Source organism: Citrobacter braakii (assembly GCF_009648935.1).
Classification (GTDB): domain Bacteria; phylum Pseudomonadota; class Gammaproteobacteria; order Enterobacterales; family Enterobacteriaceae; genus Citrobacter; species Citrobacter braakii.
Genome location: NZ_CP045771.1, coordinates 1,836,744 through 1,858,519, shown reverse-complemented (window position 1 = coordinate 1,858,519; position 21,776 = coordinate 1,836,744). Strand labels below are relative to the sequence as shown.

Sequence of the window (21,776 nt, the reverse complement as noted above, 5' to 3'; positions counted from 1 at the left end):
GATTATAACCTCACATCTGACTGCTCAGGCGAAAGGATATACTTCAAATCATAAAGCACATGTTTATCTTTTCCAAAGCCACGAATATCAGTACTCCCCATCTTCTTAAACTGCTCATGGCCAACGGCAACAATAATGGCATCATAAGAAGCCGCCTTGATTTCCGATACAGGTATAATCCCGTATTCCTCTTCGACTTCCTCAGCATCCACCCAAGGGTCAAAAATATCAACATTACAGCTGTAATTGCCCAACTCTTTTACAACATCGATAATGCGGGTATTCCTGATATCCGGGCAGTTTTCTTTAAAGGTGAACCCCAGAATCAGAACGTTAGAACCCTCAACATTAATCCCTTTTTTGATCATGGCTTTGATCAACTGTCCCGAAACATAGTTACCCATATTATCGTTCAGTCGACGACCCGCGAGGATAATTTCCGGATAGTAACCGATGCCCTGAGATTTATGAGTCAGATAATAGGGATCGACGCCAATGCAGTGACCACCAACCAGTCCAGGACGGAATGGCAGGAAGTTCCATTTACTTCCCGCTGCTCGCAGTACGGCTTCAGTGTCAATCTCTAATCGGTTAAAGATAATCGCCAATTCATTTACCAGCGCGATATTGAGATCGCGTTGGGTATTTTCAATCACCTTTGCCGCTTCCGCGATCTTAATGCTTTCCGTTTTGTACGTTCCTGCCGTGATGATCTGTCGATAGATCTCATCAACCAGACAGGCCGTTTCTGCAGTTGAACCAGAGGTGATTTTCTTGATAGTTGTCAGACGATATTTTTTATCGCCGGGATTGATGCGCTCTGGGCTATATCCGACAAAGAAGTCTTTGTTAAATGTCATTGCTGACATACGCTCAAGGATCGGCACGCATTCTTCTTCAGTACACCCTGGATATACCGTAGATTCATACACCACGATATCCCCCGGCCTCAGTACTTTGCCAACAGTTTCACTTGCCATAATCAAAGGGGTGAGATCTGGTTGCTTATAATCGTTGATCGGCGTCGGGACGGTAATGATGTAAAAATTGCATTCTCTGATTTCATCAATTGATGAGGTAAACGTCAGATGGCGAGCATCACGTAGCTCTTCTTCTGTGGTTTCGAGATTGACATCGATCCCTTCTTTTAGCTCGAGTATACGTTTATGATTAACATCAAAACCAACCACCTGACGAATTTTCCCAAATTCAGCAGCCAATGGTAAGCCAACATACCCGAGTCCAATAATGGCAATTTTTACATCATCTTTGCTGATCATTACTGATAAGTCCCTTATTTAATAATTATTAACTTTAAATAAATCCCAGATTTTTTCTGGAACGCTACCGCCCCTGACGTTCTTAGCCAGCGTATCTATTCTTATCGAAATCACGACAGTTTCTAGTCTAAGCAAGGCTAGAAATTTTATATTTCCTAATTTTAGTTAAATGGAGGTCGTATGCAGTATCCGTTCTAAAACAACAATTAAAGATCGGTTCTTTAATTGTAATTCTTAATGAGAAAACGCATAGCATTTTATTCTGGCAATAGAAGATATCGAGGGTCTCGCACGCCGAATTTAAGGGCGATCTCTTTTCTCCAACGATACAATGTTGACGGCGAGTTCATAAATCTATCCTGAAGCTCCTCCATACCGCTTTCGGTTAAGAAGTACTTCATCTTCATGATATCTTTGTTGCTAATCTTAAAGTTACATTCCCTTCGCCCTGCCGTTATCTTGTCACCATTTCGTCGATATAGGCTTATTTTCTTAATCATCTCCGACACAGATGTTGAGGTATCGAAAACAGCAATAACATTTTTGATATTATCCAACCAAAAAAGAGCCAAAGGCATCAACCGTGAGCTGGAAATGATGATTATGATTTTATTGATATTTTTATTCCGTGAGAAAAAAACCAAGGTGCTACGTAAGCTATATTGATTAAGATTCACGAATAAATAATTTCTTTCGTTTGTAATCAGTGACATTTCATCAATAACACTAGCGGCACCACCCCCAAAGTAAATATCATTAGGTGGCCAGAAATGTTGATACTTCATGAAGCCTCCATAACCTCAAAAAACTCTATTTCATCCATGGAAAGGTAAGTGTCTACTTTTAAGCACACCGACCCTCTAAAAAATACCTAACAATCGAGTAATTGATTTTATTAATATTGCTAAATACATGAGATGAACTTTTACACAACAAGGATGTGATATCAACCCCTCGCCATTCATAGCTAAAAGCTATCAATCACTCATTCTTAGATTTGAATTACTAATGGATATCGGCATTTTAATACGATTATTGGTTGTATTATTAGCACTACCTGTGAAACCGCACTTTCATCTTTTATTCAAAATGAGAAAATTCTCAAAACACAAGGAAACATTTTCTTACAAATTACCAGCATACATACTGGGGTTAAAGGTAGCCTGACTGAATTGTCACCCATGTCTCTACCTTTAAATTCTTAGCTATACCGTGTGAGATTTTAATCAGTACAACTGAAGTCTATCTAACTATATTTGCTATATTTTTCAACAACAATGACATAATATACACAAGGCTAACGAGCCCCCCGGCATAGCAAGCATTCAAAATGGTACAAAGTACTAAACTGACTCGTATATTTTTGTGTATCTACATAATTTCGTTACCGGATAATGAGAACAAAACTAGTCACCTTAAGAAATTATCAGCAGTAATTAAACTCCTGAAGATATTTTTAACAAAATAGATGTCACCATGTTTATCCAGGTAAAATCATACCAAGTCTAAACCATTTAAAACCTGTTACTGCCGATTAGAGAAAATTGAGCTACAAAAAGACTACATTACTTATTTATGAAGAATGACCAATCTTATATCGTGTTAAATAAAGATAACTTTGGAATTATAATCTAACAATTAAATACGTGACCTGTATTAACGTTGATATATTTTCAGACAGATAATCAAACATACTTCTTAAAATTTCTTAAATAAATTCAATTGATTGATAGTTGATTTTTTGTACCACGGGGGGGAAATGCGATATTTAAGACACCAGTATCGCGAATTGAAAGGATTAACCAACATATACAAGGCTCTACTATCCGAGAACGTCAAAGATTTCTCTTTGGCCCCTGTGGATAGTTAGTTTCATATGAGGTATCTCCCGCCAGGGGGGCTATCGTCTCCCACAATCGCTTTAGCCTGCATAGTCGTGCATTGAGTCTGTCTGACCGTTAAACAAAGAAACACATTGAGATTACGAAGGATAATTGAATCAGGAGAGTCAGTGAGAAGTAAGTCGTGGAGCGGGCGAAGGGAATCGAACCCTCGTATAGAGCTTGGGAAGCTCTCGTTCTACCATTGAACTACGCCCGCATTGGAGTGCGTAAGGGATTATAAACCTTACGCTCTTCTTGGCAAGGGACTAACTGACTAACTGGCGATTAATTCACCGTCAGCATTTTGGCTTACTGCCCTTTGGTGGCAAATAACGCAGCGGATCGATAGCCGTCGCCCGATAGCGGATCTGGAAATGCAGCCGCACCGTGGTCGCATCCGAGCTGCCCATCGTCGCGATCTTCTGCCCGGCTTTCACGTTTTGACCGTTGTTCACCAACATGGTGTCATTATGCGCATACGCAGTGATGTAGTCCTCACTGTGCTTAATCATAATGAGATTACCGTAACCCCGCAGCTGATTACCGACATAAACCACCTTTCCGGCTCCGGCGGCATAAATCGGCGTACCGCGCGCAGCTGAGATATCAATGCCTTTATTGCCGCCGTCCGCGGTTGAATAAGGCAGAATCACTTTACCGCTGGCAGGCCACTGCCAGCAACGCTGTCCGACCGGTGGCCAGGAGGACTGCGGTACGGACGAAGATGGTCTGACCGCCGCCGTTTTGGTTGAGGATTTCGTCGTTGTTTTGCCAGAGCCTGAACTGGTTTTCGCGCCGCCGCTGACCTTCAGCTTTTGCCCCACTTCAATGGTATAGGGCGGTGAAATATTATTCAGGCGTGCAAGCTCTTTTACGCTGGTCCCGGTGGCGCGCGAAATACGGTATAGCGTATCTCCCCGCTTCACGGTATACACGGAGCCGGAATAACTTCCTGTATCAGACGACTTGCTCCCGGAACAGCCAGCTAACAGCAGACCGACACACAGCAGCATCGCGATACTCAGGCCATTTTTCTTCAGGCGTCCTGCACTCAAAACAATACCTCGCAACATTTTCAGACGCTTTATCATAGCAGCCAGAAACCGGATGCCAAATCATATCGCGCAACGAAGCGTCGACTCTGGCATTTCACACCCTCTGTTAATCATTCTGACTTAATAAAGCATATAATGTGAATGCTTAAGATTGATGGTGGACGCTATGCGACAGGAACATGTCATTTTATTGAATGAGCAGGGCCAGCCCTGTGGAACACTGGAAAAGTATGCGGCGCATACCGCCACAACCCCCCTGCACTCTGCTTTCTCATGCTGGATATTTAACGAGCAGGGTCAACTGCTGGTCACCCGCCGTTCGCTGCACAAAAAAGCCTGGCCAGGCGTCTGGACCAACTCTGTCTGCGGTCACCCGCAATTGGGTGAAAGCACCGAAGCCGCTATTATCCGCCGGGCTAGCTTCGAGCTGGGTGCAGACATCGACTCGCTCAGCCCCGTGTATGCTGATTTTCGTTATTGCGCCACGGATCCGAGTGGAATAGTGGAAAACGAAGTATGCCCGGTTTATGCCGCACATATCGTCAGTGAGCTACAGCTAAACCCAGATGAAGTGATGGATTCCCAGTGGAGCAATCTTGAGGATGTTTTAAGCGGGATTGACGCGACGCCGTGGGCTTTTAGCCCGTGGATGGTAATGCAGGTTTCAGACGTTAAGGCGCGAGAGTTACTGCGCAAGTTTGCCAACGGGAATTGATTGCCTGACGGGGCTACGCCCATCAGGCCTACATAACGCATTGTAGGCCTGATAAGGCATCAGCCGCCATCCGGCATTTCACATCTTACTTAACCGGGCGCATTGCCGGGAACAGGATTACGTCGCGGATAGTATGGCTGTTTGTGAACAGCATAACCATACGGTCGATACCAATGCCCAGGCCCGCAGTCGGCGGCAGACCGTGTTCCAGAGCGGTAACATAGTCTTCGTCGTAGAACATCGCTTCGTCGTCACCTGCATCTTTGGCATTAACCTGATCCTGGAAACGCTGCGCCTGATCTTCTGCATCGTTCAGCTCGCTGAAGCCGTTACCGATTTCACGTCCGCCAATGAAGAATTCGAAGCGATCGGTGATTTCCGGATTTTCATCATTACGACGCGCCAGCGGAGAAACTTCTGCCGGGTACTCGGTAATGAAGGTCGGTTGAATCAGGTGCGCTTCTGCAACTTCTTCAAAGATTTCGGTCACGATACGGCCCAGACCCCAGCTCTTCTCAACTTTGATGCCGATAGATTCCGCAATCGCTTTTGCAGAATCGAAGTTATCCAGATCGGCCATGTTGGTTTCCGGACGGTATTTCTGAATCGCTTCGCGCATCGTCAGTTTTTCGAACGGCTTACCAAAGTCAAAGACTTCTTCGCCGTAAGGCACTTCAGTCGTTCCCAGAACGTTCTGCGCAAGCGTACGGAACAGTGATTCGGTCAGTTCGATCAGATCTTTGTAGTCCGCATAAGCCATGTAGAGTTCCATCATGGTGAACTCTGGATTATGGCGAACAGAGATGCCTTCGTTACGGAAGTTACGGTTAATTTCGAATACGCGTTCGAAGCCGCCAACCACCAAGCGCTTGAGGTACAGTTCCGGCGCGATACGCAGGTACATGTCCAGATCCAGCGCGTTATGATGGGTGATAAACGGACGCGCTGCTGCCCCACCAGGGATCACCTGCATCATCGGGGTTTCTACTTCCATAAAGCCACGACCAACCATGAACTGGCGGATACCCGCCATAATCTGTGAACGCACTTTAAAGGTATTGCGGGATTCATCGTTAGAGATGAGGTCCAGGTAGCGTTGACGATAGCGCGCTTCCTGATCCTGCAGACCGTGGAATTTATCCGGCAATGGGCGCAACGCTTTCGTCAGCAGACGTAGCTCGGTACAGTGGATGGACAGCTCACCGGTCTTGGTCTTGAACAACTTACCTTTCGCGCCGAGGATATCGCCCAGATCCCATTTTTTGAACTGCTCGTTGTAGACGCCTTCCGGCAGATCGTCGCGAGCAACGTACAGCTGAATGCGGCCGCCAACATCCTGCAGCGTAACGAATGATGCTTTACCCATAATACGGCGGGTCATCATACGGCCAGCAACGGAAACCTCAATGTTCAGCGCTTCCAGCTCTTCGTTTTCTTTTGCGTCGAAGTCAGCATGCAGTTGGTCTGAGGTATGATCGCGACGGAAATCGTTCGGGAAGGGGATCCCCTGCTCGCGCAGGCTCGCCAGCTTCTCACGGCGCGTTTTCAGTTCATTGTTAAGGTCGGCTACCGCGTCAGCGCCCTGTACGTGTTGTTCAGACATGTTGGTTCCTCATAACCCTGCTTTCAAACTTGCTTCGATAAATTGATCCAGGCTGCCATCCAGCACCGCCTGCGTGTTGCGGGTTTCAACCCCGGTACGCAGATCTTTAATGCGGGAGTCATCAAGGACATAAGAACGAATCTGGCTACCCCAGCCGATATCTGATTTAGTATCTTCCATCGCCTGTTTCTCGGCATTCTTCTTCTGCATTTCCAGTTCATAAAGCTTCGCTTTCATCTGCTTCATGGCCTGGTCTTTGTTCTTGTGCTGGGAACGGTCGTTCTGACACTGCGTCACAATCCCGGTCGGGATGTGGGTGATACGCACCGCAGATTCGGTACGGTTAACGTGCTGACCGCCCGCACCAGAAGCGCGATAAACGTCAATACGCAGGTCCGCCGGGTTGATATCGATATCAATATCATCGTCAACTTCCGGGTAGACAAACGCTGAACTGAACGACGTATGGCGACGACCGCCGGAGTCGAACGGGCTTTTACGCACCAGGCGATGTACACCGGTTTCAGTACGCAGCCAACCGTAAGCATATTCGCCAGCAATTCTGATGGTCACGGATTTAATACCCGCCACTTCACCTTCAGATTCTTCAATAATTTCAGTCTTAAAGCCACGCGCTTCAGCCCAACGCAGGTACATACGCATCAGCATGCTTGCCCAGTCCTGTGCTTCCGTACCGCCTGAGCCAGCCTGAATATCGAGATAGCAATCTGCGCTATCATATTCACCGGAGAACATACGACGGAATTCCAGCTGGGCCAGCTTATCTTCCAGCGTATCAAGTTCTGCTACGGCTTCGTTAAAGGTTTCTTCGTCGTCGGCTTCTACAGCCAGTTCCAGCAGGCCGGAGACATCTTCCAGGCCCTGGCTCATCTGATCAAGCGTATCAACGATGGCCTCAAGGGAGGAACGCTCTTTACCCAGCGCCTGCGCGCGTTCGGGTTCGTTCCATACGTCCGGCTGTTCCAGCTCGGCGTTTACTTCTTCCAGACGCTCTTTCTTGGCATCATAGTCAAAGATACCCCCTAAGAACGTTAGAGCGCTCCGTGAGGTCCTGAATGCGGTTATTTACCGGATTAATTTCAAACATTGTCTGATTTCTTTTATTGGACTAGTCAAAATGCGGTTATAAGAGCGGGATTGTAACTAATCCACACCCTTTTTTATAGCGAATATACACATCATCCTTCAAGCTGCCTCTTTGTTGGCTGCGCGATTTCGCCCCAGTCACGTACTGCTCGTACGCTTATGGAGACTCATCCACTTGCCGCCTCGATGCAGCTTGAATGATTTTGTGTAAAGTGACGCTAAAGTGGCCAGATATTATCGATTATAATCTGCAGGCTGCGGTTGCCGCGAAACTCATTAATATCCAGTTTGTAGGCAAGCTGAACTTCGCGAACACCGTTATCCGGCCAGCAGGTGGTATCAACGTTAAACGCAATACCGTCCAGCAACGGTCCACCACCGACGGGCTCCACCATCACCTTCAGATGACGCTCACCGACCAGACGCTGCTGGAGCAGACGGAAATGCCCGTCAAACAGTGGTTCCGGGAACATTTGTCCCCACGGTCCGGCATCACGCAGCATTTGCGCGACCTCCATGGTCATCTCCGCCGCGCTCAGAGCACCGTCAGACACCACTTCGCCCTGCAGTAAGGCGGGGTCCAGCCACTCGGTTACCAGTTCGCCGAAACGCTGCTGGAAACGCTCAAACTGCGCCTCTTCCAGCGACAAACCCGCCGCCATAGCGTGACCGCCAAACTTGAGGATCATACCTGGATGAAGAGTGTCCAGGCGCTCCAGCGCATCGCGCATGTGTAGCCCCTGAATCGAGCGCCCGGAGCCTTTCAGCGTACCGTCACCGGCCGGGGCAAACGCAATTACCGGACGGTGAAAGCGCTCTTTAATACGCGATGCCAGAATCCCCACCACTCCTTGATGCCACTCGGGATGGTACATCGCCAGACCGCCTGGTAGCGTATCGCTACTGCGTTCCAGCTTTTCACACAGAGTCAGCGCTTCCGCCTGCATACCCTGCTCGATCTCTTTACGCGTCTGGTTGAGTGCGTCCAGCTCATTGGCCAGCACGCGTGCTTCACCAATGTTGTCGCACAGCAACAGCGCCACGCCAACGGACATATCGTCCAGACGCCCCGCTGCATTCAGCCGTGGTCCGAGAGCAAAACCTAAATCACTGGCAGCCAATTTGAGTGGGTCGCGATTGGAAATCTCCAGCAGCGCTTTTATACCAGGGCGGCACTTTCCGGCACGAATACGGCTTAAGCCTTGCCACGTCAGAATGCGGTTATTGGCATCCAGCGGGACCACGTCGGCCACCGTGCCAAGCGCAACCAGATCGAGCAAATCCGCCAGGTTCGGCGGCGCAATTCCTCGTTCATCAAACCAGCCTTTGTCACGCAGGAAGGTGCGCAGCGCCAGCATCAGATAGAAGGCCACGCCAACGCCAGCAAGCGATTTAGACGGGAATTCACAATCGTGCAGGTTAGGATTGATGATCGCTTCAGCACCCGGCAGCGTGTCCCCTGGCAGATGGTGATCGGTCACAACGACCGGGATCCCCAGCGTTCTGGCATGTTCAACACCCGCGTGGGACGAGATGCCGTTGTCGACGGTGACAATCAGCTGAGCGCCCCGGGCATGGGCCTGATCAACGACTTCCGGGCTTAAGCCATAACCGTCTTCAAAACGATTAGGCACCAGGTAGTCCACGTTACTGCAGCCCAACGCGCGCATCGCCAGAATGCTGAGCGCGGTGCTGGTCGCGCCATCGGCGTCAAAATCGCCGACCACGATGATTCGGGTTCCTTCGCGAAAAGCGTTATAGAGGATTTCAACCGCTTTTTCGACACCGTTCAAATGCTGCCACGGCAGCATGCCTTTCACACTACGCTCAAGCTCCTGCGCGCTGCGCACGCCACGGCTGGCGTATAAACGGCGCAGCAATGGCGGCAAGTCGGCAGGTAGCTCGGCGGTCTCGTCGGCTTCACGCCGACGAAGTTGTATCTGTTGTTTCACGCGAATTATTTACCGCTGGTTTGTTTTGCATGGGCGTCGAGGAATTCTTTCATCTCTTTCGGGCCCTGATAGCCAGGCACTACAAAGCCATTGCTCAGCACAATCGCCGGCGTACCGCTGACGCCAAACTGTACGCCCAGCGCGTAGTGGTTAGCGATGTCCACATTACAGGTCGCAGGCTTCACATCTTTGCCAGCCATGGCGTCGTCAAAGGCTTTGTTTTTGTCCTTCGCACACCAGATAGATTTCATATCCTGCTCGGCCTGGCTTTCCAGTCCCTGACGAGGGAAGGCCAGATAGCGTACGGTAATCCCTAACGCATTGTAGTCTTTCATCTCTTCATGCAGCTTGTGGCAGTAGCCACAGGTGATGTCGGTGAAAACGGTAATGACGTGTTTTTCCTGCGGCGCTTTGTAGACGATCATCTCGTTTTCCAGCGCGTTCAAATGCTTCATCAGCAGTTGGTTGGTGACGTTTACCGGGCTTGCACCGCTCACGTCATACATCGGTCCCTGAATAATATGTTTACCGTCTTCGGTAACGTACAACACGCCGCTATTGGTCAGTACAGTTTTCATGCCCGCAACCGGAGCAGACTGAATCTCGGTACTCTGAACACCCAGCTTCGCTAATGACTGGCGAATCGCCGCATCGTCTGCATGTACCATGCCAGAAAACGCCGTCGCCAGCAGGGTGAACATCATAAAACGTTTTTTCATAACCTATCCTTTCCTGTCAGCACTCACGCTCGCGGGTGATGCTGTTGATGTAGTTGCCGCAAGCGCTCCGTTGCGACATGAGTATAAATCTGCGTTGTCGAGAGGTCGCTATGCCCCAGTAGCATCTGCACCACGCGCAGGTCAGCGCCATGATTGAGCAGATGCGTGGCAAACGCATGCCGCAGGACGTGCGGGGACAGCTTTTCGCTGTCGATTCCAGCCAACACAGCATAGTGTTTGATACGATGCCAGAAGGTTTGACGAGTCATCTGTTGCGCCCGCTGGCTGGGAAACAGCACATCTATTGATACACCGTTGAGCAACCACGGACGCCCATGCTCCAGGTACGTTTCCAGCCAGTACACCGCCTCCTCACCTAACGGGACAAGGCGCTCTTTATTACCTTTACCGATCACCCGAACCACGCCCTGACGCAGGCTGACGTCACTCATCGTCAGCCCCACCAGTTCAGACACGCGCAGGCCTGTGGCATACAATACTTCCAGCATGGCTTTGTCGCGAAGTTCCAGCGGTTGTTCTATCAGCGGCGCCTGCAGAAGTCGTTCGACCTGTGCTTCGCTGAGATCTTTGGGCAGACGCTGCGGAAGTTTAGGTGATGCAAGCGAGGCGCTGGGGTCATCTTCGCGATATTTTTCACGGTACAGATGCTGAAAAAAACGCCGCATTGCACTGAGCAAGCGTGCGGAACTGGTGGCTTTATATCCCCCATCCATCCGCTCAGCCAGCAATGCTTGCAGGTCATCACTCTGCGCGGTCGCAAGCGAGGCGCCGCGGTGATGTAGCCATTCAACAAGCATGGTCAGATCGCGACGATACGCACTTAGCGTGTTTTCCGCCAGATTTCGTTCCAGCCACAGGGCATCAAGAAACTGCTCGATGCGCGCCAGATCCTGTTCCACTCGCGCCCCTTATTTCACTCTCATTTTTGATGCATTATGCCTCATTGTGCCGAGAATGCGGCGATTCTGTTACACTACCCGCAACGCTACAGCAGAATTGAGATGTTTACGTCATGAACATGGGTCTTTTTTACGGTTCCAGCACCTGCTATACCGAAATGGCAGCAGAAAAAATCCGCGATATCCTGGGTCCCGAACTGGTGACACTGCACAACCTCAAAGATGATTCCCCGACCTTAATGGAGCAGTATGACGTGCTCATTTTAGGCATCCCAACCTGGGATTTCGGTGAAATCCAAGAGGACTGGGAAGCGGTCTGGGAGCAACTGGACGACCTCAACCTGGAAGGCAAAATTGTTGCGCTTTACGGTATGGGCGATCAGTTGGGATACGGTGAATGGTTCCTGGATGCGCTGGGTATGCTGCACGATAAACTGGTCACCAAAGGCGTAAAATTTGTTGGTTACTGGCCAACCGAAGGGTATGAATTTACCAGCGATAAGCCCGTCATTGCCGATGGACAGCTGTTTGTTGGCCTGGCACTGGATGAAACAAACCAGTACGATCTCAGCGATGAACGCATTCAGGCCTGGTGCGAGCAAATCCTTGGTGAAATGGCCGAACACTGGTCCTGATAACCATTTTGCCGGATGTAGGCGTAAACGCCATATCCGGCCTACATGTCGCACCGAACCGTAGACCTTAACGCTGCACGCCATCAGGCATTCATCAGCATTATCCCTGCTTCGCCTGTTGCAGTATTAACCGCCGCAAATCCCGCCACTCCGCGTCATCCATACTGTCTGCCGCCAGCCACAAATGCTGACGTTTTCCGGCATCGGAACGTAAACGCAGCATCATGCCTGTTTTGACCATCCAGGGTGCGCTAGCAATAGTCCACTCTTGCCCTTGCCAGCGCAGACGACCGTCCATCAACAGCCGAATCTCGCCCTGACAGGCATTGATTCGGCGCTGGCTACGGACGCTATCGAACACCACCAGAGAGAGCAGAACCAGCCATAATGGGGTGTAGCTCAATGGCCAGGGCATCAATAATATAAATACCGCCACCAGCCCATGAATGAGCAGCGAAAGCCATTGCGCGCGCCATGAAACGCGTAAATCAGATTGCCACTGGACCACGTTCCCGATTCCGTGTCTGGATAAGTCGCACCATCTGCTCTAGCTGAGCATCAGCCGGTTTCCCATGATTCATCAACCAGTTAAATAAGTCTGGATCATCACATTCTAGCAGACGGATAAAGATACGTTTTTCTTCATCACTTAAGCTGTCATATTCATGTTCGAAAAACGGCATGATCGAGATGTCCAGCTCACGCATACCGCGACGGCATGCCCAATGAATACGTGCTTTGTTGTTAATATCCATGTTCTTCTTCCTGTCTCGCGAAAACGAAGTATCCCGCTATTGTAACGTGTTTTTCCCTCATATTTACGGGAATATCAGTAAACGGAAGCGTGCTCGCTAAATAAAACCACATTAAGTCAAAGGATTCAGCATTTTTGGATGTCTCCTCGCAAAGCTTAATATATGGCACAAATAGCCTGTTTAAACCGCTTGCAATGGGCCATAGCTCTTTTACCATTAGTCATTATCACTGCGTTAAGCAAATCAGGACATTAATTATGGCTTTTATATCTTTTCCTCCTCGCCAGCCTTTCGCGTCAACGCGCTTGCCTCTGACGCTAATGACGCTCGATGAATGGGCGCTCGCCACCATCACCGGTGTCGACAGTGAGAAGTATATTCAGGGTCAGGTCACAGCGGATGTCAGCCAGATGACTGAGCATCAGCACGTGTTGGCAGCACATTGTGACGCCAAAGGTAAAATGTGGAGCAACCTGCGTCTGTTCCGCCAGGGTGACGGTTTTGCATGGCTTGAGCGCCGTAATCTGCGCGATGCGCAGCTCACCGAACTGAAAAAATATGCAGTCTTCTCGAAAGTGGCGATTGCCCCGGACGACGAGCGCGTACTGCTGGGCGTCGCGGGATTCCAGGCGCGTGCTGCGCTGGCCAATCTCTTTAGCGAATTACCAAACAGCGATAAGCAGGTCATTACTGAGGGTTCTTCCACCATATTGTGGTTCGAACATCCCGCTGAGCGTTTCCTGCTGATCGTTGATATTGCAACGGCGGAAACCCTGGTAGAGAAGCTGCGCGGTGAAGCGGAGTTAAATAACAGCCAACAATGGCTGGCGCTGGATATCGAAGCAGGTATTCCGGTGATTGATACTACCAACAGCGCACAGTTTATTCCGCAAGCCACCAATCTGCAGGCTCTGGGCGGGATCAGCTTTAAAAAAGGCTGTTATACCGGTCAGGAAATGGTTGCTCGCGCAAAATTCCGCGGAGCCAACAAACGTGCCATGTGGACGCTGGCAGGTGCGGCCAGTCGGGTACCGGAAGCAGGTGAAGACCTGGAGCTGAAAATGGGCGAGAACTGGCGTCGTACCGGCACCGTACTCGCCGCGGTGCAACTGGCGGATGGACAGGTACTGGTGCAGGTTGTGATGAATAACGACATGGAAGCCGACAGCGTGTTCCGCGTTCGTGACGACGCGAAAACGCTGCATATCGTACCGCTGCCGTATTCGCTGGAAGAGTAAATCGCCGGGTGGTGACTTTATCTTACCGGGTCACGAGTTTTAAAGACCCGGTAAGCACAGCACCGCTGGGTAATAATAATTACGCCTGCCCCACGTACAGGTAGATCGCCAGGAAATGGCAAACGCTGCCACCCAGCACAAAGCCGTGCCAGATCGCGTGGTTGTATGGAATGCGCTTACAGACGTAGAAAATAACGCCCAGCGAATACACCACACCACCAACTGCCAGCAACGTCACCCCCCCCACCGCCAGCTTAACCGCCAGTTGATACACCACAATCAGCGATAGCCAGCCCATCGCCAGGTAGGTTACCAGCGACAGAACCTTAAACCGGTGCGCAATGGTCAGTTTGAATAAAATACCGAGCAGCGCCAGGCTCCAGATAACAATCATCAGTCCACGTGCCAGCGGCGAATCCAGCCCCACCAGCAGAAATGGCGTGTAGGTCCCGGCAATCAGCAGATAAATCGCGCAGTGGTCGAACTTTTTCAGCCAGACTTTTGCTCTTTGATGGGGGATCGCGTGATATAAAGTTGAGGCGAGGAACAGCAGGATCATGCTGCCGCCATACAGGCTATAGCTGGTTATCGCCACGGCGCTGGCGTTGGTATCCACTGCCTGAACCAGCAACAATACCAGTCCGACAATCCCAAACACCAGCCCGATACCGTGACTGATGCTATTGGCTATTTCCTCTGCCAGCGAATATCCCTGCGCAATTAATGGCTTCTGAACCATATTTTACTCCCGAGAAACGAACACTATCGTGATTGCTCCTCTAGCGTAACTGAGAATGGTTCCAGTGAACACCTGTTAGCTAAAATATTTGCCAACTAAATAATAATCCATAAAAATCATGATATTATATTTTAATATTCAGCTAACAGGCGTACCTTTAAAATCAAAGGCATTTAAAATCAATCACATAAAATTGTGTTTGATCCGGGTAAATCTCGGCAATCACGTGTTTAAGTTCTTCTAGCGTCATATTTTCCTGGCGAGCATGTTTCTCCGTCAGCGTATCCAGCGTGACGGTTGAGGTGCCAACAACCTCAATCGTGCAGAAGTACCCCTCATCTTCGAAGCGCCCAACCCGTAGAATGTCACCGGCTTTGAAGTGTGATTCGGACTCGTCACGAATCGTAATGGTTTTGCGTCCGGCCAGAATGTCATCCTGGAAACGCTGAAAAAAAGTGATGTCATTTGGCTGCATGTTATTATTCCCTGTAGATGAAGTCTGATGAGTGAGTTTTGCCATTGTGAGTATGTTCTCCCACGCTGCCATCGCCAGTCTCAACAATCTTGAGATGCTGGTCTACAACTATGTCATCAAAAACCGTGACAAAGTCATGTACATGACCATTCGCGAACTGGCTGATGCCGTGGGCGTTTCCACCACCACCGTACTGCGCTTTTGCCGCAAGCTTAAGTGTGAAGGTTACTCAGAATTTCGCGTACGCTTCAAATTATATTTAGAGCAGAATGAACCGCAACAGGCTAATTTCGGTGCCAGCGAAATTATCAGCTTCTTTAAAGGCGTTAATAACGACGAGTTCGACAAACTACTCGATCAGGCTGTTGATATTATATTATCTTCCGAGCGTATTATATTCGTCGGGGCGGGAACATCCGGAGCCCTGGCAAAATATGGCGCACGTTTTTTCTCAAACGTCGGAAAATTCAGTAACCACATCGATGACCCTTATTTCCCGGTAACTAATGATATGGCCAGAAACGCGCTGGCGATCGTGCTTTCCGTTTCTGGAGAAACCGAAGAGATCCTACGCTTTGCCAGCCAGTTCAGTCTGCATAACTGTAAGGTTCTGTCGGTCACCAGCCATGAACATTCGCGCCTCGCGAAACTTGCCGACTTTAATCTCTCCTGGCACGTTCCACAGACACGCATTGCCGGGGTATACGATATAACCACGCAGATCCCCGTTATTTATATTCTGGAATCACTCGGTCGCAAGCTGGCGAAAAGAATAGCGTAAAAAAAACAATATGTTTTTTTGATGTAACAAATCACATTAACGCTATTTTGTTATATCGTGACATTTATCTTTCCTTTGTTAGACTCAAAATCAGATTGTATTAATTTGAGACTGAGCGCAGATGAAAAAACTTACCTTACCAAACGATTTTTTATGGGGCGGCGCGGTTGCGGCGCATCAGGTTGAAGGCGGCTGGAATAAAGGTGGCAAAGGGCCCAGCATTTGCGACGTACTGACCGGGGGGGCACACGGCGTTCCGCGAGAAATCACTCAGGACGTCGTGCCAGGTAAGTACTACCCCAACCACGAAGCCGTCGATTTTTACGGTCATTACAAAGAAGACATTAAGCTGTTTGCCGAGATGGGCTTCAAATGCTTCCGTACGTCAATTGCCTGGACCCGTATCTTCCCCAAAGGGGACGAAACCCAGCCAAACGAAGAAGGGCTAAAATTCTACGACGACATGTTTGATGAACTGCTGAAGTACAATATCGAACCGGTCATCACCCTTTCCCACTTCGAAATGCCGCTACACCTGGTTCAACAGTACGGTAGCTGGACCAATCGTAAAGTCGTCGATTTCTTTGTCCGTTTTGCTGAAGTGGTCTTTGAGCGCTACAAGCACAAGGTCAAATACTGGATGACCTTCAACGAGATCAACAACCAGCGTAACTGGCGTGCACCGCTGTTTGGCTATTGCTGCTCCGGCGTGGTGTATACCGAGCATGAAAACCCGGAAGAGACTATGTACCAGGTGCTGCACCACCAGTTTGTGGCCAGCGCTCTGGCGGTGAAAGCCGCACGTCGCATCAACCCTGAAATGAAAGTCGGCTGCATGCTGGCAATGGTCCCGCTATACCCGTACTCCTGTAAGCCTGAAGATGTGATGTTCGCGCAGGAATCGATGCGTGAACGCTATGTATTCACCGACGTTCAACTGCGCGGCTACTATCCATCTTATGTACTGAACGAGTGGGAGCGCCGCGAATTCAATATTCGAATGGAAGCTGGCGATGAACAAATCCTGCGTGAAGGCACCTGCGACTATCTCGGATTTAGTTACTACATGACCAACGCGGTAAAAGCGGAAGGTGGTAGCGGCGATGCTATTTCCGGTTTTGAGGGCAGCGTGCCGAACCCGCACGTCAAAGCATCCGACTGGGGCTGGCAGATTGATCCGGTTGGCCTGCGTTACGCCTTATGCGAACTGTACGAGCGTTATCAGAAGCCATTGTTTATCGTTGAAAACGGATTTGGCGCTTACGACAAAGTGGAAGAAGACGGCAGCATCCACGATGACTACCGCATCGACTATCTGCGCGCCCACGTCGAAGAGATGATGAAAGCGGTAACGTATGACGGCGTAGATCTGATGGGCTACACGCCGTGGGGCTGCATCGACTGCGTCTCGTTCACCACCGGCCAGTACAGCAAACGCTACGGTTTTATCTACGTGAACAAACACGACGACGGCACCGGCGATATGTCGCGTTCGCGTAAGAAAAGTTTTGAGTGGTATAAAGCAGTGATTGCCAGCAACGGCGAGAATCTGTAATTTTTTGCCGGATGGCGCTGCGCTTATCGGGTTTACGGGAACTGTACCTGTAGACCAGAGCAGACATTTACGCCGCCATCCGGCAAGCAACGCATTACTTCCCGCCGGCCAGCTCCAAAAAACTGCCCGTGACGTAAGACGCCTTCTCACTCAGCAGCCAGGTAATCGCCTGCGCGACCTCTTCCGGCTGTCCGCCGCGCTGCATAGGCAACATGGATTTCACGCGATCGACCCTTCCCGGCTCACCGCCTGACGCATGCATTTCCGTGTAGATAAGACCGGGTCGCACGCAGTTCACGCGTATCCCCTGCGCCGCAACCTCCAGCGCGAGGCCGGTGGTGAGCGTGTCCACCGCACCTTTTGAGGCTGCATAATCAACGTATTCGAACGGGGCGCCAAGCCGTGACGCCGCCGAAGAGACATTCACAATCGCCCCGCCCTGACCGCCGTGCTTAAACGACATGCGCTTTACCGCTTCCCGACAACACAGAAAATAGCCGGTAACATTCGTCGCCAGGACGCGATTAATACGCTCAGCGGTTAGACTTTCCACCGTGCTCTGTTCAAACAAAATCCCGGCATTGTTCACCAGAGCAGTCAGCGGCTCGCCCTCGCGGTCAATGGACTCAAACATCGCCCCGACCTGGCTTTCATCGCTGATATCTGCCCGCAGAGCAAACGCCTTTCCTCCCGCAGCGGCGATATTGTTCACCACCTCCGTTGCCGCACGAATATTGTGATGAAAGTTAACGGCGACCGTGTAACCCTCTAGCGCTAACTGCAGCGCGGTTGCCCGACCAATACCGCGACTGCCCCCCGTAACCAGTGCTATAGCCATCACTATTCTCCCCAAAAATAAAGGCGCCGAAGCGCCTTTAAAAGATAGCTGAATCAGTCAATTACTGATAATCGCTCAGCGGCACGCAGGAGCAGAACAGGTTACGGTCACCGTAAACGTCATCAAGGCGTTTCACGGTCGGCCAGTATTTGTTCGCTACGCCCGCCGGGAAGACGGCGATTTCGCGGCTGTAACCGTGATTCCACTCCGCGACCAGCTCATTTTGCGTGTGCGGGGAGTTAACCAGCGGGTTATCTGTAAGCGACCATTCACCGGCTTTCACGCGATCGATCTCTGCGCGGATTGCCAGCATCGCATTGATAAAGCGATCCAGTTCCACTTTGCTTTCCGATTCAGTCGGTTCCACCATCAGCGTACCCGCTACCGGGAACGACATGGTCGGCGCATGGAAACCGTAATCGATCAGACGCTTGGCAATATCCAGTTCGCTGATGCCGGTCTCTTCTTTCAGTGGGCGAATGTCGAGAATACATTCATGTGCCACGCGACCATCGCGACCGGTATACAGCACCGGATAGGCATCTTTCAGACGGCTGGCAATGTAGTTAGCGTTCAGGATCGCCACCTGGCTTGCCTGCTTCAGACCTTCTGCGCCCATCATACGGATGTACATCCAGCTGATCGGCAGAATGGATGCGCTACCGAACGGTGCCGCAGAAACCGCGCCCTGACGGGTGAGCATCCCTTCAATCTGTACTACGCTATGACCCGGCACGAACGGCGCCAGATGCGATTTAACACCGATTGGTCCCATACCTGGGCCACCGCCGCCGTGCGGAATGCAGAATGTTTTATGCAGGTTAAGGTGTGAGACATCGGCACCGATAAAGCCCGGTGTGGTGATCCCAACCTGAGCATTCATGTTCGCGCCATCAAGATAAACCTGGCCGCCAAACTGGTGCACAACGTCGCACACTTCACGGATCGTTTCTTCATACACGCCATGAGTAGAGGGATAGGTCACCATGATGCAGGAGAGGTTTTCACCCGCCTGCGCCGCTTTTTCACGCAGATCGCCAAGATCGATGTTGCCGTTCTTATCACAGGCGACAACCACTACCTGCATACCCGCCATCTGTGCGGAGGCCGGGTTGGTACCGTGGGCAGAGGCCGGGATCAGACAGATATCGCGATGGCCTTCGTTACGGCTTTCGTGATAATGGCGAATCGCCAGCAGACCCGCATACTCGCCCTGCGCGCCGGAGTTCGGCTGCATGCAGACTGCGTCATAACCGGTCAGTTTTACCAGCCATTCGGAAAGCTGGCCGATCATCTGGTGATAACCTTCTGCCTGCTCTGGCGGGCAGAACGGATGCAGTTCAGCGAATTCCGGCCAAGTGATAGGGATCATCTCGGCGGCAGCGTTCAGCTTCATGGTGCAAGATCCCAGCGGGATCATTGCCTGGTTCAGGGCCAGATCTTTGCGCTCCAGCGAGTGCATGTAACGCATCATCTCGGTTTCGCTGTGATAGCGATTAAACACCGGATGGCTGAGGATCGCATCATCACGCAGCATGCTGTCCTGAATGGAACGGCTGTCGAGCGCCACGTCTTTGTCCAGCGTATCGATGTTCAGACCGTGGCAGTCTCCCAGCAGAACATTGAACAACTGCACCACGTTTTCACGGGTGGTGGTTTCATCGAGCGTAATACCTACCGCGTTATGGATATCGCTACGCAGGTTGATTTCTGCCGCTTCAGCACGTGCCAGTACCGCAGCCTTATCGGCCACTTCAACACACAAAGTGTCAAAGTAGTGCGCATGACGCAGCTTCAATCCTTTCTGTTGCAGACCGGCTGCCAGAATATCGGTCAGACGATGGATGCGATTAGCGATGCGTTTCAGGCCAACCGGGCCATGATAAACGGCATACAGGCTGGCGATGTTGGCCAGCAGAACCTGCGAGGTACAAATGTTGGAGTTCGCTTTCTCGCGGCGGATATGCTGTTCGCGAGTCTGCATCGCCATGCGCAGGGCGGTATTACCCGCTGCATCTTTGGAGACGCCGATAATACGGCCTGGCATGGAGCGCTTGAATTCGTCTTTAGCGGCAAAGAATGCCGCGTGCGGGCCGCCGTAGCCCATCGGTACGCCGAAGCGTTGCGCAGAGCCGAAAACGATATCCGCGCCCTGTTTGCCCGGTGCAGTCAGCAGTACCAGCGCCATAAAGTCGGCAGCGACGCTGACCACTATTTTACGGGATTTCAGCTCAGCCATCAGGGCGCTGTAGTCGTGCACTTCACCGGTGGTGCCAACCTGCTGCAACAGCACGCCGAACACATCCTGATGATCCAATGCTTTTGCCGCGTCATCAACAATGACGTCAAAACCAAAAGTTTGCGCACGAGTACGCACTACGTCCAGCGTTTGCGGATGAACATCAGCCGCCACAAAGAAACGGTTGGCGTTTTTCAGTTTGCTGACGCGTTTGGCCATCGCCATGGCTTCAGCTGCAGCAGTAGCTTCATCCAGCAGAGAAGCGGAAGCCATGTCCAGGCCGGTCAGGTCCAGCGTCACCTGCTGGAAGTTCAGCAGTGCTTCCAGACGGCCCTGGGAGACTTCCGGTTGATACGGGGTGTAGGCGGTGTACCAACCCGGGTTTTCCAGCATGTTACGCAGGATAACCGGTGGCAGCTGCACGGCGGTGTAGCCCATGCCAATGTAGGACGTGAAGCGCTTGTTACGCCCGGCGATGGCTTTTAATTCAGCCAGCGCAGCGTATTCGGTCGCCGCCTCGCCCACCTGTGGCGGGGTTGCGAGCTGAATGTCTTTCGGCACAATCTGGCCGATCAGCGCGTTTAACGACTCTGCGCCAACCGCATTCAGCATCTCTTGCTGCTGCGCGGCGTCCGGTCCGATGTGGCGTTCAATGAAAGCGCCGCTATTTTCAAGCTGGCTTAACGTCTGTGTCATGGGCGATGGTTCCTGAAACGTGCAGTGAATCGTAGGTGTCTCTACTTACCTGAATACGCGAAAAATTCGCGTTGCAGGAAGGCGGCGACGCAGCACATCCCCAGGAGCTTACATCAGTAAGTAACTGAGGTGTGCAAGAAAGCCAACACACCTGCAACGTGAAGAATGAAGCGTATTTATTCGTCTTCTAACAAAGCTTCATATGCAGTCGCATCCAGCAGCGATTCAATTTCGCTTTCATCGCTGGCTTTGATTTTGAAGATCCAGCCCCCTGCATACGGCTCGCTGTTGACCAGTTCCGGGGAGTCGCTGAGCGCGTCGTTAACCGCAACAATCTCACCGCCTACTGGCGCATAAATATCGGATGCCGCTTTTACGGATTCCGCAACGGCGCAGTCATCGCCCGCGCTGACGGTTGCGCCAACTTCGGGCAGGTCAACGAAAACCATGTCACCTAACAGCTCCTGAGCATGTTCGGTGATCCCAACGGTGTAAGAGCCGTCAGCTTCTTTGCGCAGCCATTCGTGTTCTTTGCTGTATTTCAGTTCTGCAGGTACGTTGCTCATCAATCAATCTCCAAAAAAGGATGAA

The 21,776-nt window shown here is 50.8% G+C and carries 20 protein-coding genes and 1 tRNA gene; 5 read left to right on the top strand and 16 right to left on the bottom strand.

The features are described 5' to 3' along the window. Positions 1 to 2: 2 nt before the first annotated feature. The 4 genes from tviB to actS all read right to left on the bottom strand — a co-directional run bounded on the left by tviB (position 3) and on the right by actS (position 4,218). Positions 3 to 1,280 (bottom strand): Vi polysaccharide biosynthesis UDP-N-acetylglucosamine C-6 dehydrogenase TviB, encoded by a 1,278-nt coding sequence (gene tviB, locus GFC06_RS08715; RefSeq protein WP_016157409.1) that lies wholly within the window; start codon positions 1,278 to 1,280, stop codon positions 3 to 5. A gap of 257 nt (positions 1,281 to 1,537) precedes the next feature. Next, a complete protein-coding gene (locus GFC06_RS08710) occupies positions 1,538 to 2,065 on the bottom strand; it encodes a Vi polysaccharide biosynthesis protein TviA (protein WP_047499323.1) in 528 nt (175 codons plus the stop codon). A 1,241-nt stretch (positions 2,066 to 3,306) separates the two neighbouring features. Then, positions 3,307 to 3,380: transfer RNA gene (locus tag GFC06_RS08705), tRNA-Gly, on the bottom strand. Between the two features lie 79 nt (positions 3,381 to 3,459). Next, positions 3,460 to 4,218: an amidase activator ActS gene (gene actS, locus GFC06_RS08700; protein ID WP_046274955.1), complete on the bottom strand. Its 759-nt coding sequence runs from the start codon at positions 4,216 to 4,218 to the stop codon at positions 3,460 to 3,462. Positions 4,219 to 4,384: 166 nt separating this feature from the next. Between actS and idi the strand changes: the two genes are divergently transcribed. Beyond that, a complete protein-coding gene (idi, locus tag GFC06_RS08695; RefSeq protein ID WP_049282175.1) occupies positions 4,385 to 4,933 on the top strand; it encodes an isopentenyl-diphosphate Delta-isomerase in 549 nt (182 codons plus the stop codon). A gap of 85 nt (positions 4,934 to 5,018) precedes the next feature. Here idi and lysS read toward each other — a convergent pair whose 3' ends face one another. The 5 genes from lysS to xerD form a co-directional block, all read right to left on the bottom strand. Next, positions 5,019 to 6,536, bottom strand: a complete 1,518-nt coding sequence (gene lysS, locus GFC06_RS08690; protein WP_005123357.1) for a lysine--tRNA ligase — start codon at positions 6,534 to 6,536, stop codon at positions 5,019 to 5,021. Positions 6,537 to 6,545: 9 nt separating this feature from the next. After that, positions 6,546 to 7,644 (bottom strand): peptide chain release factor 2 gene (prfB, locus tag GFC06_RS08685; RefSeq protein ID WP_100250065.1). Its coding sequence is split into 2 segments (ribosomal slippage): positions 6,546 to 7,568 and positions 7,570 to 7,644, totalling 1,098 coding nucleotides; the frame shifts between segments, so codons are not numbered across the junction. A 217-nt stretch (positions 7,645 to 7,861) separates the two neighbouring features. Next, on the bottom strand, positions 7,862 to 9,595 hold the full coding sequence (recJ, locus tag GFC06_RS08680) for a single-stranded-DNA-specific exonuclease RecJ (protein ID WP_016157413.1): 1,734 nt from the start codon (positions 9,593 to 9,595) through the stop codon (positions 7,862 to 7,864). Between the two features lie 5 nt (positions 9,596 to 9,600). Continuing rightward, positions 9,601 to 10,314, bottom strand: a complete 714-nt coding sequence (gene dsbC, locus GFC06_RS08675) for a bifunctional protein-disulfide isomerase/oxidoreductase DsbC (protein WP_153690044.1) — start codon at positions 10,312 to 10,314, stop codon at positions 9,601 to 9,603. A gap of 23 nt (positions 10,315 to 10,337) precedes the next feature. Next, entirely contained in the window at positions 10,338 to 11,234 is an 897-nt protein-coding gene (gene xerD / locus GFC06_RS08670) for a site-specific tyrosine recombinase XerD (RefSeq protein WP_016154346.1), read from the bottom strand. A 113-nt stretch (positions 11,235 to 11,347) separates the two neighbouring features. Between xerD and fldB the strand changes: the two genes are divergently transcribed. After that, positions 11,348 to 11,869 carry a flavodoxin FldB gene (gene fldB / locus GFC06_RS08665; RefSeq protein ID WP_016154347.1) on the top strand — a complete coding sequence of 174 codons (522 nt, stop codon included), beginning with the start codon at positions 11,348 to 11,350 and terminating at the stop codon, positions 11,867 to 11,869. A gap of 100 nt (positions 11,870 to 11,969) precedes the next feature. Here fldB and GFC06_RS08660 read toward each other — a convergent pair whose 3' ends face one another. Together GFC06_RS08660 and sdhE are read right to left on the bottom strand one after the other, a co-directional pair. Then, a complete protein-coding gene (locus GFC06_RS08660; RefSeq protein ID WP_016154348.1) occupies positions 11,970 to 12,377 on the bottom strand; it encodes a protein YgfX in 408 nt (135 codons plus the stop codon). Next, positions 12,358 to 12,624, bottom strand: coding sequence for an FAD assembly factor SdhE (sdhE, locus tag GFC06_RS08655; protein ID WP_016154349.1), 267 nt, complete (start codon positions 12,622 to 12,624; stop codon positions 12,358 to 12,360). Before sdhE ends, GFC06_RS08660 begins: the two co-directional genes overlap by 20 nt. Before the next feature lie 257 nt (positions 12,625 to 12,881). Here sdhE and ygfZ point away from each other — a divergent pair, with 257 nt between their 5' ends. After that, positions 12,882 to 13,862 carry a tRNA-modifying protein YgfZ gene (gene ygfZ / locus GFC06_RS08650; RefSeq protein WP_153690043.1) on the top strand — a complete coding sequence of 327 codons (981 nt, stop codon included), beginning with the start codon at positions 12,882 to 12,884 and terminating at the stop codon, positions 13,860 to 13,862. 79 nt (positions 13,863 to 13,941) lie between these two features. Here the strand turns inward: ygfZ and trhA are convergent, their stop codons facing one another. Beyond that, on the bottom strand, positions 13,942 to 14,601 hold the full coding sequence (gene trhA, locus GFC06_RS08645) for a PAQR family membrane homeostasis protein TrhA (protein ID WP_153690042.1): 660 nt from the start codon (positions 14,599 to 14,601) through the stop codon (positions 13,942 to 13,944). Positions 14,602 to 14,764: 163 nt separating this feature from the next. Further along, complete coding sequence (gene yqfB, locus GFC06_RS08640; RefSeq protein WP_016154352.1) at positions 14,765 to 15,076, bottom strand: N(4)-acetylcytidine aminohydrolase; 312 nt, start codon at positions 15,074 to 15,076, stop codon at positions 14,765 to 14,767. A gap of 52 nt (positions 15,077 to 15,128) precedes the next feature. Between yqfB and GFC06_RS08635 the strand changes: the two genes are divergently transcribed. Continuing rightward, positions 15,129 to 15,857, top strand: coding sequence for a MurR/RpiR family transcriptional regulator (locus tag GFC06_RS08635; protein ID WP_003838265.1), 729 nt, complete (start codon positions 15,129 to 15,131; stop codon positions 15,855 to 15,857). Positions 15,858 to 15,978: 121 nt separating this feature from the next. Then, positions 15,979 to 17,412: a 6-phospho-beta-glucosidase BglA gene (gene bglA / locus GFC06_RS08630; RefSeq protein WP_016154353.1), complete on the top strand. Its 1,434-nt coding sequence runs from the start codon at positions 15,979 to 15,981 to the stop codon at positions 17,410 to 17,412. A 94-nt stretch (positions 17,413 to 17,506) separates the two neighbouring features. On the opposite strand, the gene GFC06_RS08625 is transcribed toward bglA, so the two are convergent. The 3 genes from GFC06_RS08625 to gcvH all read right to left on the bottom strand — a co-directional run bounded on the left by GFC06_RS08625 (position 17,507) and on the right by gcvH (position 21,751). After that, on the bottom strand, positions 17,507 to 18,250 hold the full coding sequence (locus GFC06_RS08625) for an SDR family oxidoreductase (RefSeq protein WP_016154354.1): 744 nt from the start codon (positions 18,248 to 18,250) through the stop codon (positions 17,507 to 17,509). 61 nt (positions 18,251 to 18,311) lie between these two features. Beyond that, complete coding sequence (gene gcvP, locus GFC06_RS08620) at positions 18,312 to 21,185, bottom strand: aminomethyl-transferring glycine dehydrogenase (RefSeq protein ID WP_047499316.1); 2,874 nt, start codon at positions 21,183 to 21,185, stop codon at positions 18,312 to 18,314. 176 nt (positions 21,186 to 21,361) lie between these two features. After that, positions 21,362 to 21,751 (bottom strand): glycine cleavage system protein GcvH, encoded by a 390-nt coding sequence (gene gcvH, locus GFC06_RS08615; protein ID WP_003026965.1) that lies wholly within the window; start codon positions 21,749 to 21,751, stop codon positions 21,362 to 21,364. Positions 21,752 to 21,776 lie beyond the last annotated feature (25 nt).